Source organism: Roseiconus lacunae, assembly GCF_008312935.1.
Taxonomy (GTDB): Bacteria; Planctomycetota; Planctomycetia; order Pirellulales; family Pirellulaceae; genus Stieleria; species Stieleria lacunae.
Genome location: NZ_VSZO01000001.1, coordinates 681,769 through 695,924 on the forward strand (window position 1 = coordinate 681,769; position 14,156 = coordinate 695,924).

Genomic DNA, 14,156 nt, shown 5'->3' on the forward strand with positions numbered 1-14,156 from the left:
CATCTTCTCCGATGTTGATTTACCTAAGATCCAATCGGAGAACTCAACGCAACGCACAGGTTTTGCGCAATCACCCCCGATCCATTGGGGGTCATCGAGAAGGTGGTTCTCGACTTGCGTCGAGTTTTAGAAAATGTCGGCGGCACTTGCCGCGCGGCTACCGGCTGACATGGCTGTGTTGTTTATACGACTTGCAACACTTAAGGCCGGCCCCAAGCGGACAGAACGAGGGTCACCGGCCAAGACGCAAGTCGGTCGACCGTAGCTTCCGCCCACCGGTGAATTGCGTGAATTCTCAGCACCGGGCAGACGTCAGGGCGAGTCGACGTCGTCAGGGGTAACCGAAACAACGTTCGAAGAGAGTTGGTCGACGAGCTTTTCCTCCAAGCCATCTTCCTGCCGCCGACTCTTGCGCAGGGTCGCGACACTGGTCTGGCTGGGAAGCTGACCGAGATGACAGATCGGTTCACCGGGACTGACCGCCGGCAGTGTATTCATACCGATCACCACGGCATCGAAAGGACACGAGATCGTCGTTTGAACATGTCCCAGCAAATCGAAAATCGTTGCCACCGGCTGATCTCGCTCCAGCAATTCTCCGGGCACGATATGAAATTGCATGAAGCCGCCTTTGTTCGCCCGCAGCCATTTGCTCTGCTCGATCACCACTTGATACCGCGGGCTTTCGATGACGCCGGACAGCATTTGAAGTTCACGAAGCACGTTGCAAACACCACGCACGGCTGACTGCACGATCCCCGGTTCAACCTTCGAAACCTCGCCGCCTTCCATCACAATCGTCGGACAACCATGCGCGGTCGCTTCACTGCGAAGCGCCCCGGCGGGACCGACGCCGTTGATGATGACTTCACATCCGAACGCCATTGCGATGCGTTTAACGGCAGCGTCAGACAAATCACCGCGGACGTTAGGATAATTCGTGCGTCGAACCGATGCGGTATGAAGATCGATCCCAAAGTCGCAACGAAAGACCAACTCATTAAAGATACGATACGCCAATCGACTCGCCAGTGACCCACTTGGCGTCCCCGGGAAAGATCGATTCAGGTCTCGACGATCGGGAAGGTACCGTTCGTGCCGTTCAAAGCCCAGCATGTTCAATACCGGGATCAGCACCAATGTCCCGCGAGTGATTTGAAACTCTGGGTCGACAAGTAACTGCTGAATCGCGCCGGTACCATTGATTTCGTCGCCATGCAGGGCGCCGGTAACGAACACGGTCGGGCCATCATCGAGGCCACGGCGAACGTGCATGGGAATCCGCACCGGTGCGCCGGTACGCCGCTCGCCGACTTTTAACTTCAGATCAACGCTTTGTCCCGGTTCGACCCGCTGCCCTTGCCAAACATCGATCGACGATTGTTTCTTTTTACTCAATGCTACTTTGCTCCAGCGAATCAGTCCTCGCCGCGATTGCTATCCGCAGTCGCCGACGATCCGGGCGGCGGATCATGAACGATATTTGCGACCGGCAATTCGGGAAGATCTTGTATCTTCGGTCGTCGGTGACGTCGAATCTTCTTGGGAACTAGGTGTCGAAGTGTTTCGAGTTTGCCGAAACATAGCAGCCGATCGCCCGCCTCGAGCACACGATCGGAGCGTGGATTGGGAACGACCGTGGCGTCCCGATAGAGCGTCAAGATATTGATATTTTTATCTAGCAAGTCAGAACTGCCGATCGTTTTGCCGACCATATCTGCGCCTTCGGGAATGATGATCTCGGTCACTCCCCAACCTCGACTGACGGTCAACCGTTGACGCAAATCGACTTCGGGGAAGTCGACATGTGCGGCGATATGATCGATTATCGCGCCGGCGACATCGAGCTGCGTACAGCGTTCAATTCCTTCCAAACCTGGTGACGAATTGATCTCCATGATCTGGGGCCCATCACGACCTTCAAGCATATCGACCCCGGCAACACGCAGGCCCATGATTTGTGCGGCCCGGAGCGCCGTGTCACGTTGCTCGTCCGTCAATTCGACCCGTTCGGTCTTTCCGCCGCGATGGACGTTGCTGCGGAACTCCTGTCCCTGCGCGACACGTCGCATCGCCGCGACGACTTGATCACCGACGACAAACGCACGGATGTCGCGTCCCTTGCTTTCGGCGACAAACTTCTGGATCAATACGTTTTGATTCTGGCTTTGCAGAAGCTCCACGATTGCCTCGGCCGACTTGATGGTCTCGGCCAATAGCACTCCGATCCCTTGGGTGCCTTCGAGCAACTTGATAATGACCGGAGCGCCGCCGACACGTTCGATCGCTGGCAAGACATCACGTTTATCTCGAACGAAAGTCGTTCGCGGTATCCCGATTTGATGCCGGCTTAAGATTTGTAAACTGCGAAGCTTATCCCGTGAATTAACGATTCCGGATGATGAGTTCGTCGAGAAAACATTCATCTGCTCGAACTGACGAACGACCGCGGTACCGTAATACGTGATCGATGCTCCGATGCGAGGCAGGATCGCGTCGTAGTCACTGAGATGCTTGCGGCGAAAGTAAAGATCCGGTGCGCCACGATCGAGGTCGATCGCGAACTTCAATGTGTTCAAGACCTTGATCTTGTGCCCACGTTGCACGCCCGCTTCTTTCAGCCGTCGGGTGCTGTAGCAATTCGGACTGCAGGAAAGGATGCCGAGTTTCATTTTGTTGGTCTAGGATTTTCGTTTCTTTTTGGGAACGCCACCCAGATAAGACTTCCCCGGATCGATCAAGAAGCGGCGTCGAAATGCTTCGCGACCGAGCAGCATTCGGAACCCCATTTGATTCCGGTCCGCCAACGTCAATTCGATCTCGATTCGATGACCGAACAAGGTAACCGGGGTCTTAATCACAGGACGCACAGCAGATTGACCACTTGATGAGCGCACCGATCGCATGTCAAGAACCGGCGACGAACATTGAATAGTCCAATCGTCGTTGCGCTGAATCGGATTGACCTTGAAACGAACCTGTGAAACACCGTTCTCTTCGTATGTTTCAATGTCGAATGCGTGAAGTGATGACGATCTCGCTCCGGTATCAATTTTTGCTTTCACAAATTTGATCCCGAGTTCTGGCAGAGACAACCATTCTCGCCAGCCGATGATAGGTAGCGATTCGCTCTCTGTCATAAATCGTGCTTCTGTTGCGTTTGGTTAAAAGTGCAGTTCACCACCAAAGTGTACACCATGAGCAAGGTAGTCTGAATGGACCCAGAGCACCTGCGGGCGAAGCGGACCGATCAACGGATTTGTCTCTTCGGGGATTAACCCAGAATTGAGGTCACGGTCGATCTGCTCCGATGCCCTCGCCACATTTGGCAAATACAGCACCGAATAACCAATGCTCGCATGAAGTCGATCGGTCAAACGATAGCCAAAACGTAATCCCAGTTCGGGAATCATCGCGAATTCATCTCGCTTATGCGTTCCGCTATTCGATCGAAGTGCATACAAACCGCCGTCAAAGGTATCCGTGACTCCGGATTGAGTTCGCGTCGTATTCCCAGAGATTTGCAGCGTCTGTTCATTGTTACCAAGCGCGACTCGCATGCTCGATTCTAACCAGGCGCGATTGAGTAAGATTCGATGAATGAAGCCGAGTTGTAATCCTTGAAACTCATTTGTCGTTCGGAACGAATCACTTCGAGACAGCGCGAGCGATGGAGCCGTCCCGATGCTGTTGTAGTTTTCGTTGATCTGCAAACTGTCTCGCAATCGAATATTGCGGTAACCGATGATCCAATCCGTATGGTCGCGTTCACCACACTGCACACAATGCATCCCGTGATTGCACAGTGCGATCCGAGCGTTAAGTAAGAACGAGCGCAACTCGGACGAACTGTCGACACTGATATCACCGCCGAATGCCCCCGGAAAGGAAATCAATTCGGCAGCTTCTTGGCCACTGCTTAAATCGAAATAGGGGCGTCCGAGAATCACATCGCCACCGCTCGAACCACGATAGCGATCGTTTTCCTCGGATAGCTGAAAGTACTCACCTTCGATTGCCGCCGTCTGCTGCGGAGTGATCCAGAGACCCCCGCCAAACAAGAACCCACTCGCCGACCCGTCGTTCAGATCACTTGCGCCGAACAACGTCGAGGTCGACGGTTGCCCGAGCACCGCGGCCACCGATTGGCCGGTTCCGTTAGGGCTGGTTGTCACCAACGCGGGGGTCCCCATTCCTGTCGCATCCCACAACAGGTACTCGCCGCGGAAATATAAACGTGTGTCGATCTGGCTGCGCAATCCCGGGAACAAAGGGTCAAATCCGCCGATCGAATTGTAAACCGGGCCTCCCTGAATCACCGGCGATCCGACGACAGGCGAGGGGATCGTCGCAGGCGCGTTTAGCTGCGGCGGAACGGCAGCCACCTGATAGCTGGGACCGGAAAACAACGAATCACCAATCCGCTGAACCCCTGAAAAAAAACCGGATGAACCGGTCGCCGTCTGACCAGTGCCTGACACCCGCTGGTAGGGATCGATTGCCTCGGCGGGCGAAACAAAACAATGCGAATTCCCCCACAAGATCACAGTTCCGAAGACCAACGCGGTGACCACCAGAGATGGCCCTCGGTTCGGTTTGCCCGGTTCGACGCTACGTTTTCGCCCAACAATGACGCCGACGCGTGCGATTGCTCGACGGATCGCCGCGCATGTTCGGCAAATCGTCGCACGTGGGCATTGAGAACAGGCTTTTCGACTGGTCTTTGAGTGAAAATCCACAAAAATAACCACCGCATAGTTTTTGACTCAAGATTTCGGCTCGAACTGCCGAACCGCGTCAGAAATTGCGATAATTGGAGAGTCCGCGTCAAGATGAAACTGCGCCTTGCCGGAAACAACGCGCCCCGTCGAAAATGCGGCCGGTACCTTTCTTGGCCTTGCCTCGAATGGTCGTATCCTGCGAAATCCGATCTCGGTGCTGACCAGCCCTCCTTCGCGCCACTCCTTAAAAAACCTTCCACGATCCAACCCCATTTAGGAATCAACCATGCGAGCTATCGCTTACGTCACCGCAATCGTTGTCGCCGCGGCGATCATGTTTTTCATCATCCAGTCTCCCGAAGAAGCGACCAGTACACCGGAACAGCAAGCGGCGTCATCGGTGGCCCCGGAAGTCGACGTGAACACCGCCTCGTTGACTCTCAACGTCCCGGACATGCATTGCCCCTTCGCGTGCTATCCGAACGTCAAGAAAACTTTGGAAGGCCGCGACGATGTGGTTAGCGTTGAACTGGTGCCTCAAAAAGAAGAAGGCGTCATCGATACACCGCAAGTCGTTGTCCAGTACAAAGACGGCTTCGTGGTTGATAACGCGATCGCACAACTTGGCGAACTAGGCTTCGCCGGATCGACCGTCGTCGAATAGCCAACCGACGTGCCGCAAGAACGCTCTCCCTGGCAGCCCGACGCGTTATTGCTGGTCGGGCACGGAACACGCGATCGACTGGGCACCGAGCAGTTTTTCACGCTCGCGACACTGCTGCGCGAAAAACTTGCTCCCGTCGATGTCGAAGGTTGCCTGCTTGAATTTCAGCACCCAACGATCGCCGAAGGCTGGCAGCGATTAATCGAGCGTGGCGCGAGGTCGATCAGTGTCGCACCGCTGCTTCTGTTCGCCGCCGGTCACGCCCGCCGGGACATCCCCGAGACGATCCAGCAGTGTGCCAACGAAACGCGGGACCGCGGCATCGACGCTCGCTACTACCACGGCGGTCCGCTTTCGCGATGCCCTCAAATCGTCGAGCTGCTCAAACAACGGATCTCCGCAACGCTTGACGGCTCACCGCCGGATCCAGATACGGCCCTCGTAATGGTCGGGCGGGGAAGTTATGACAGCTGTGCGACGACGGACATGAGACTACTTGCCGAAATCGTAGCCCACCAAGCCGGCTTTCAATCGAGGGCGGTCGGCTTTTACGCGATGGCAGAACCTCGGCTACCCGACGTACTTGACCGAGCCGCGACGGAACCGGGAATCAGACGCGTGGTCGTTCAGCCCCACTTGCTGTTTCAAGGGCGGCTTTACGACGCGATCTGCAATCAAGTCGACGAAGCCCGTGCCAGGCACCCACAGGTCATTTTCGACGTCGGTGACTACCTGGGGCCGACCGCCGCAGTCGCCGACGCATTAGCCTATCGAGCGATCGGTTCGCTAAAAGGAAAGCCATGCCGAGCCTAAGATGTCGAGGGAACGGCTGACCGCTACCTGAACTTGTGGCGGCGGGTTTCGTTCGAAGACATTCGCCCAGTAGCGATGTGATCGAATGCTCCCCAGACACGTGATCCCCTTTGGCACTCGCCAGCCCGCGACTTGGCGTTTATGATTTCGGGCCCGTTATTTTTTTGTTGCCACCTCTGCTATTTGCCATGTCGACCGCTTCCGAACAACAAGTTGCCGATCCCTACTTCCAAGAGCTTTTTGCCGACCGAATCGGCGGATCGCAGTACGGAAAGAGCACCGAGATCTACAAGTTCGAAAAGATCAAGCGAGCCAAACGCAAAGCACTCGAAACCCATCCCGACCGGCAATTGCTGGACTTCGGCATCGGTGAAAACGATGCGATGGCCGACGAATCGGTTCGTCAGGTGATGGCAAACGAGGTCAACCAGCCGGAAAACCGCGGCTATGCCGACAACGGTGTCGCCGAATACAAGGAGGCGGCGGCACGATTCATGAAGCGTCACTTTGACGTGAGCCTAAATCCTGCCACGCAGATCAATCACTGCATCGGCAGCAAGCCTGCCTACGCGATGCTTCCGGCCGTCTTTATCAATCCCGGTGACGTGACCCTGATGACCGTCCCTGGTTACCCCGTCGCCGGAACGCACACGCGGTACTACGGCGGTGAAGTCTTCCGCTTGCCGCTACTGGCCGAGAACGATTTCCTGCCGGATCTGGACAGCATCCCCGACGACATTTATCGCCGCGCGAAGCTGTTGGTGCTGAACTATCCCAATTCGCCGACCGGTCGCTTGGCGCCACCAGAATTTTTTGAAAAGGTCGTCGCCTTAGCAAAGGAAAAGCAATTCGTCGTCGTCCACGACGCCGCCCACATCTTGTTGACCTTCGACGGCCAGCCGCGCAGCTTTTTGCAAACCCCCGGCGCGATGGACGTGGGCGTCGAAGTACATTCGATGAGCAAAGGCTACGACATGATCGGATGGCGAATGGGATTTGTCGCCGGGCATGAGCGAATCGTCTCGGCATTTGCCGACGTCAAAGACAACAGCGATAGCGGCCAGTTCATCGCGACGCAAAAAGCGGCCGCGGCGGCGCTCGATGACGACTCGATTCCCACGCGGATCAACGCCAAGTACCGCCGCCGAATGGAAAAGCTCGTCGCCGTGCTGAAGGATTGCGGCTTTGAGTGCGAGATGCCCGGCGGAACGTACTTCCTTTACACACCGTCGCCGAAAGGCACCGAAGGCGGTGAGACGTTCGACAAGGCCGAAGATGCGACTCGATTCCTGATCGAACAACTCGGCATTGTCACCGTTCCCTGGGACGACGCGGGCGCCTACTTGCGATTCAGCGTGACCTATGTCGCGGAATCCGAAGCAGACGAAGACGCGTTGATGTCGGAAACCAAGCAGCGATTGCTGAACGCCAAATTCGTTAGCTAAACGACGGCTGTGTGACGTTTTCGGTCGAGTCCGACGCGGGACTCGGCGGCGGGATTAAAAGCCTGCCCGAGCAGGTCCCCAAGGCCATTGCCGGTCGTTGTGAAAATGGCCCAAATTTGGTATCCTATGTGATTCTCGCTGAGCCCGAAAAAGACGGGTTTTTAGCGGCTTTTCACCCTTCCGCTAGGACACCAAGTGGCAGACGAAAACGACGATCAATCGCAGGATGAAGAGAACGGCTCCGGCGGCCCCCCACAGCCCGAAGGCGAGGGCGGCGGTGACGATCAAGACCGCGGCGAAGGCGCCTTGCGGCTGATCGATTTGCCGATCGAGGATGAGCTGCGGGAGAGCTATCTGACTTACGCGATGAGCGTCATCGTCAGCCGAGCCCTGCCCGATGTTCGCGACGGCCTGAAGCCCAGTCAGCGGCGGATCTTAGTCGCGATGAACGACCTGAACCTCGGGCCGGGCAGCAAGCGGGTGAAGTGTGCGAAGATTTCCGGTGACACCTCCGGTAACTACCACCCCCACGGTGAGTCGGTAATTTACCCGACGCTGGTTCGCATGGCCCAGGAATGGAACATGCGATCGCCCTTGATCGACAAGCAGGGAAATTTTGGTTCGATCGCGGGTCTGCCACCGGCGGCGATGCGGTACACCGAAGCCCGCCTCTCTGCCGTGGCCGCGGCACTGCTGGACGACCTGAAGCTCGACACCGTTGACTACATCCCGACTTATGACGAGGCGCGGACCGAGCCGACCGTATTGCCGAGCAAGTTCCCTAACTTGCTGGTCAACGGTTCCGGCGGGATCGCCGTCGGGATGGCAACGAGCATCCCGCCGCACAACCCGACCGAAATCTGCGACGCGTTGATCAAATTGATCGACGAACCGGAAACGAGCATCGACGAGCTTTGCGAAATCGTGCCCGGGCCGGACTTTCCCACCGGTGGCATCATCTGCGGCCGAGCGGGCATCCGCCGCGGCTACAAAACAGGCCGCAGCACGATCGTCGTTCGCGCTAAAACTCGCATCGAAGAGATGAAAGGCGGCCGTCACCGCATCATCGTTTCGGAAATCCCCTACCAGCAGTACCGCGACCGCGTGGTCGAAAAGATCGCCGCCTTGGTCAACGGCGATCGTATCAAGGGCATCTCCGGAATCCGCGATGAGTCGGACCTGAAGGAGCCGGTGCGTTTGGTAATCGAGCTGAAACGCAACGAAGATCCCGACGTGATCTTGAATCAGCTTTACCAGTTCTCGCCGCTCCAGGACACGATCTCGATGATCTTCCTGGCGTTGGTCGATGGTAAGCCGCGCGAGCTAACGCTGAAAGAAATGCTCGCCGAATTTTTGCGGCACCGCGTCAACGTAATCCGCAGACGAACCCAGTTCTTGCTGGCCAAGGCACGACGCCGAAAGCACACCGTCGAAGGCCTGCTGTTGGCACTGGCCAACATTGACGAGATTATCCAAACGATCCGCACAAGCCGCACGCAAGCCGAAGCGAAGCAACGTTTGATGGGGATCGAGTGTCCTGCATCGATGATGCAACGCGCCCTCGGTGACGAAGGTTTTCGACAATTTCAACTCGAACGCGGCGAAGCAGACACGTACGCGCTGACCAGTGTTCAGACCGACGAAATCCTGAAGATGCGTCTCGGTCAACTGGTCAACTTGGAACAGGAAAAGCTAACCGACGAGCATCGCCAGTTGCTCGAAGAGATCGCCGACTACCTGGACATCCTTGCCAACCAATCCCGTGTCCATGGCATCATCAAAGATGACCTGGAAGAGATGAAACGTCGTTTCGGGTCACCACGACGTACCGAAATCAGCAACGAAGAACTCGGTAACTTCGACCTCGAAGATCTGATCACCGAAGAAACGATGGTCGTTTCGATCAGTCACGAAGGGTACATCAAACGCACCCCCAGCAGTGTCTACAACACACAGCGCCGTGGCGGCAAAGGACTAAAAGGTGCCAAGACGGGTAGTGAAGACCCGATCGAACACCTGTTCGTCGCTAGCACCCACGCGTACTTGCTGTTCCTGACCACGACGGGCAAGGTCCGCTGGCAGAAAGTCTACGACCTGCCACAATTGCCCCGTGACGCCAAAGGCCGAGCGATCGTCAATCTGCTCGCACTCGAAGAAGGCGAAAAGATCGCGTCCTGCCTCGCGGTCCGTGACTTCAATCAAGAAGGCTACTATGTGGTCATGGCGACGCGAAATGGCCTCGTCAAAAAGACACCGCTGGAACAATACAGCCGCCCCAAACGAGGTGGCATCATCGCGATCAAACTGCGCGAAGATGACGAACTCGTTTCCGCCGCCGTTATCGGCCCCGGTGACGAAGTCATTCTGGTCACCTCGGCCGGAATGGCGATTCGTTTCCGCGAATCCGATGCCCGTCCGATGGGACGCAACACCTCCGGCGTCAAAGGCATCAGCCTGGTCGGCGATGACAAAGTCGTCGGGATGGTTGTCGCCGAACCCGAAGCGACGTTGCTGACGGTTTGCGAAAACGGCTACGGCAAACGCACCCCATTCGGCCCACACGCAAGCGAAGGCGAGAGCGATGCGGAATCAGAAGTCGACGGTGGATCTTCGTCGGCCCGCTACCGCACTCAAAAACGTGGCGGAAAAGGCCTTCGTGATATCAAGACCAGTGAACGCAATGGGAAAGTGATCGCGATCGCCCGCGTCGACGACCAAGACGAAATCTTCCTGATGACTGGCAAAGGAAAGATCCAACGAATCGCCGCCAAAGACGTGGGCGTGATCGGACGTAACACCCAAGGCGTCCGCATCATGAGCGTCGATGGTGATGACTCATTGATCGCCGCCGTTCGAATCCCACCGGAAGAGGACGCCGAGGAAGAAGCTGTCGCCTCCGCTTCACCATCCGATGGCAACACTGGGGCTGATGCTGAGCCGGATCAAGCGGCGACCAGCGATGCGGCGGCTGCCGAAGGCTCGAACGAGCCCGACTCGGAATCCGAACCACCGGCAGCCGATCAGTAACCGCCGAATGCGATACTCCGGTCCCCGCTTCACTCTCTCGCGCGGGAGTGAAGCGAAGGATCGATGCCCGTGAGAGATCGCAATCTCAGTGCCCGCCGAATTGGCACGCCTTCTTTGGTTCAACCCGACAAACGATCGACCGACAAACGATCAAGGCGAAAGCGACTCAAGCCCACAACGCATCACGTGATCGTTGGCTACAAGCCATTGCGATTGATCCATCCGCTTTGCGAGGATCTGCCAATGCTCTCGGTCAACGGCTAGTAACTGCGCCAACGAACTGGGCGTGTCCTCATCGACCCGAGTTCGACTAGCAAGCAACGATTGGATCCGCGCGCGTTGCTCGGCGTCTAAATCGTTCCGCGTCAGTGATGAGCGCAACAACGGCACAACGCAACTGCCATAGCTGGCAAGCTCTCGGACGGCAGCACGTCGATGTGCACTCTTCGTCGACTTCATTTGATCGACCAAGTCGTTGACTTGATCGCGCGACACCGTCGACAAGAGGTGGGTGTTCTGACGCAAATAGTTTTCCGTTCGCCGCGTCAACTCTGAAACACTGCGTCCCCGCAGAATACGAGCCAGGATCGACTCAAGGTGAACGCTAAACCCATCCTCGTCTTGGCCGACGATGTGCAGAAGTGTTGGGCCGGTACAGGCTTCATTTAGATTCGAAGCAACATCGGTGATGCGACGGGTTCGAAACAAGATTGGTCCGTCAACCGGTTGAATCAATTCACCTTGTTCGCCCGTCGCGGTGATCATCGATTCGATTCGAATCACGCCTTTGTATTCCGCCGTTAAACGAACGCTTTGATAACTGTCGCGATAGCTGTAATAAACGGCCGGTATCCCGGACGACGCGGAGACCGAAATGTTTTCTTCCAGGCGTGCACAATGGTGTTCTTCGGATCCCTTACGATAGCGCATCGGATCGACTTCGAGCCGGCCATGGACCATTTTGAAGCGAACTGGCCCCCCTTCACAAAAAACGCCAGCCGGTAAGGGCTGGCATTGGCGACAAGGCGATGTGTTTTTAGAGAGGTGTCGGCAGTCAGGTGAGCGAGGTGTTTCGAGACCGTGACCGGGAGTCGGCTCCTCTGCCAGAGTCGACTCAAAAGGCATTGCCAACAATGTGGCAAATGCAACTAGGTAGGCATACCTCATCGCGTCACCGCTCCTTTTCCACGCCATTGAATGGACGTGAAATAAGCACTTTCGTGCGGCCAAAAACAATCCGTTTTGGGGCTGACTAAGTGTCCGATAGTTGATTATCGGGACCGGTAACAGATCAATTCAATGTTTCTTTGAAGGAACGGTTCAGGTTGTGTGATTAGGGGCGACGCTATTCCCTAACCTTGCTCTTAAGTCAAATCAGGACCGTGTCTTTTACGCCTGATCAACTGGACACTTTCGCATGCATCAATACAAGCTTGCTAAAGCATTTCGATTGAAACGATCAAGCCGAGACAACGCCGGTGATCATTCACCGACCTTGGTCGTGACGTCGAAACCAAGGTCTCGAATCAATTGATAGTCTTCTTCGGGAGCTTGACCCTTGGTGGTGAGATAGTCACCGACAAAGACGCTGTTAGCGATATAAAGACCGAGTGACTGCAAAGATCGCAGATGCAATTCACGACCGCCTGCGATACGCAATTCACGATCGGGGTTTACAAAGCGGAACATTGCCAAAGCACGTAAGCAATCTTGAGGCGACAAGTCGTCGTTACCTTGAAGTGGGGTGCCATCGATCGCGTTGAGGAAATTCAAGGGGATCGACTGAACCCCCAGGTCCTTCAGGTCAAACGCCATCGAGATCACATCGTCAATCGTTTCGCCCATTCCGATGATGCCACCGCTACACATCTCCATTCCGGCGTTCTTGACGTGACGCAACGTTTCAACGCGATCGGCGTAGGTGTGTGTCGTGCAGATCTTACCGTAGTACTCTTCGCCGGTATTGAGGTTGTGGTTGACCCGATCAACGCCACATGCTTTCAGCCGATCGGCTTGTTCACGCGAAAGGAGCCCCAGGCAAGCGCAGATATCCAACCCATATTGCTCTTTGATGACAGGAACGATCTCTTCGACCGCTTTCATCTCTCGCTCGTTCGGACCTCGGGCGGAGATCACAAGGCAGTAGGTCTTCGCACCTTGCTCGGCCGCGATCCGAGCCGCGTCCATCAACTTGTCACGCTTCAGAATGTTGTACTTTGGAATCTCGGCGTCAGAGATTTTTGACTGACTGCAGTAATGACAATCTTCCGGGCACAAGCCGCTTTTGGCGTTCATCAAAAAGTAAAGCTGAACGGTTTTGCCAAAGTGCTTCTTACGAATTCGTGACGCAGCGTCGACCAACCGAAGGATCTCGTCGTCATCGGATTCCAATATTTGACGAGCTTCGTCGCGGGTAAGCTCACCGCCGCTTAAAACTCGGTCGGCCCAATCATCGAAACGATTCGAAGATCGAACGGGCGCGGTTTCGGTGGAGGGGCTTAGGTCAGTCGCCATGATTGCTTGCTCGGAGCGTGCTCGTATCAATTCGGAAGTTCGTTCTGCCCGACGGAGGGTCATCGGCGGGAGGACGATAGTTTACCAGGCAACCAACATGTTCATCTGCGGAAGCCAACTCGACAAGGCGGAGCAAGGCCGAAACAGGCATTCGATGGCCTAAAAATAACCTCCTCGCGATTGTCGCCACATCACCGCAGGCGAAAAATCCCCCTAGAAACAGAGACATTTGATGCGGCGTTGTTTGACCTGCCGTGCCGGCCGGTTGCCTGAACGTCAATGAAGTCTCAGTTCGTGGCACCGCCCTCGCTAGAGGCGTCACGGCGGAGGATCACGTGAGCAATGGAGCCCCGAAACTGCTAGACTTTTAACGCGACCATCGTCCTGCTTTCCCACCACCGGCAACCCGTGCAATTTTTCTTCATACGAATCGGCGCCCTCGCTGAAATCCGCATCGCGTCGGCACTGCTACCGCTGCGACGTGGCCAGCGTGTGGTGGTCAGAACGCAGCGAGGAATCGAGATCGGTCACGTCAGTGCGCCCTGTCCCGCTGAGACTCAGCGGCGAATGGGACCGGTGGTCTGTCGTGTGGTCCGCCCGACGACGGAATCCGACGAAATGCTGGTGCGGCGTTTAGAGAAATACCGTAGCAAGGCGGTCGAAGCCTGTCGCAAACGACTCTCTGAATCGGGCAGTCATTGTACGCTGCTGGATGTCGACCAACTCTTTGACGGCGGCACGATCGTGATGCAATTCCTGGGCGACGTCGATGACGTCGCCGACTCGATCGCGCAAGAAGTCACCGAGGAATACGAAAGCGTCGTCAAGACGAAACACCTTGCCGAGTTACTCAGCGAGGGCTGTGGCCCCGGATGTGGCACCGAGGGCGGGGGCGGCTGTGGAACCCAAGGCGGTTGCGGCACCGCCTGTTCGAGCTGCCATCACGGCGGTTAGCCGCCGCATCGAGAATCG

Annotated in this window: 11 protein-coding genes; 5 read left to right on the top strand and 6 right to left on the bottom strand. The window is 56.2% G+C overall.

Going from position 1 to position 14,156, the window contains the following annotated elements; all coding sequences use genetic code 11:
• Positions 1-312 precede the first annotated feature (312 nt).
• Genes FYC48_RS02305 through FYC48_RS02320 form a run of 4 tightly spaced genes read right to left on the bottom strand, consistent with a single transcriptional unit; the run spans position 313 to position 4,574 of the window.
• Positions 313-1,398, bottom strand: a complete 1,086-nt coding sequence (locus FYC48_RS02305; RefSeq protein WP_230780152.1) for a succinylglutamate desuccinylase/aspartoacylase family protein — start codon at positions 1,396-1,398, stop codon at positions 313-315.
• A 20-nt stretch (positions 1,399-1,418) separates the two neighbouring features.
• A complete protein-coding gene (locus tag FYC48_RS02310) occupies positions 1,419-2,672 on the bottom strand; it encodes a RimK family alpha-L-glutamate ligase (RefSeq protein ID WP_149495070.1) in 1,254 nt (417 codons plus the stop codon).
• A gap of 9 nt (positions 2,673-2,681) precedes the next feature.
• Positions 2,682-3,140: an ATP-dependent zinc protease family protein gene (locus tag FYC48_RS02315; protein ID WP_149495071.1), complete on the bottom strand. Its 459-nt coding sequence runs from the start codon at positions 3,138-3,140 to the stop codon at positions 2,682-2,684.
• Between the two features lie 24 nt (positions 3,141-3,164).
• Positions 3,165-4,574, bottom strand: a complete 1,410-nt coding sequence (locus FYC48_RS02320) for a BBP7 family outer membrane beta-barrel protein (RefSeq protein WP_149495072.1) — start codon at positions 4,572-4,574, stop codon at positions 3,165-3,167.
• Between the two features lie 433 nt (positions 4,575-5,007).
• Between FYC48_RS02320 and FYC48_RS28085 the strand changes: the two genes are divergently transcribed.
• From FYC48_RS28085 to gyrA, 4 genes are all read left to right on the top strand, one after another.
• On the top strand, positions 5,008-5,385 hold the full coding sequence (locus tag FYC48_RS28085; protein WP_163981260.1) for a heavy-metal-associated domain-containing protein: 378 nt from the start codon (positions 5,008-5,010) through the stop codon (positions 5,383-5,385).
• A gap of 9 nt (positions 5,386-5,394) precedes the next feature.
• On the top strand, positions 5,395-6,198 hold the full coding sequence (locus FYC48_RS02325) for a sirohydrochlorin chelatase (RefSeq protein ID WP_235034030.1): 804 nt from the start codon (positions 5,395-5,397) through the stop codon (positions 6,196-6,198).
• 188 nt (positions 6,199-6,386) lie between these two features.
• Positions 6,387-7,643, top strand: a complete 1,257-nt coding sequence (locus tag FYC48_RS02330) for an LL-diaminopimelate aminotransferase (protein ID WP_149495073.1) — start codon at positions 6,387-6,389, stop codon at positions 7,641-7,643.
• Positions 7,644-7,949: 306 nt separating this feature from the next.
• Positions 7,950-10,670 carry a DNA gyrase subunit A gene (gene gyrA, locus FYC48_RS02335; protein WP_390622110.1) on the top strand — a complete coding sequence of 907 codons (2,721 nt, stop codon included), beginning with the start codon at positions 7,950-7,952 and terminating at the stop codon, positions 10,668-10,670.
• 150 nt (positions 10,671-10,820) lie between these two features.
• On the opposite strand, the gene FYC48_RS02340 is transcribed toward gyrA, so the two are convergent.
• On the bottom strand, positions 10,821-11,600 hold the full coding sequence (locus FYC48_RS02340; RefSeq protein WP_149495075.1) for a hypothetical protein: 780 nt from the start codon (positions 11,598-11,600) through the stop codon (positions 10,821-10,823).
• Positions 11,601-12,152: 552 nt separating this feature from the next.
• Entirely contained in the window at positions 12,153-13,184 is a 1,032-nt protein-coding gene (gene bioB / locus FYC48_RS02345; RefSeq protein WP_149495076.1) for a biotin synthase BioB, read from the bottom strand.
• Positions 13,185-13,592: 408 nt separating this feature from the next.
• Between bioB and FYC48_RS02350 the strand changes: the two genes are divergently transcribed.
• Positions 13,593-14,138, top strand: a complete 546-nt coding sequence (locus FYC48_RS02350) for a hypothetical protein (protein WP_149495077.1) — start codon at positions 13,593-13,595, stop codon at positions 14,136-14,138.
• The last annotated feature ends 18 nt before the right edge of the window (positions 14,139-14,156 follow it).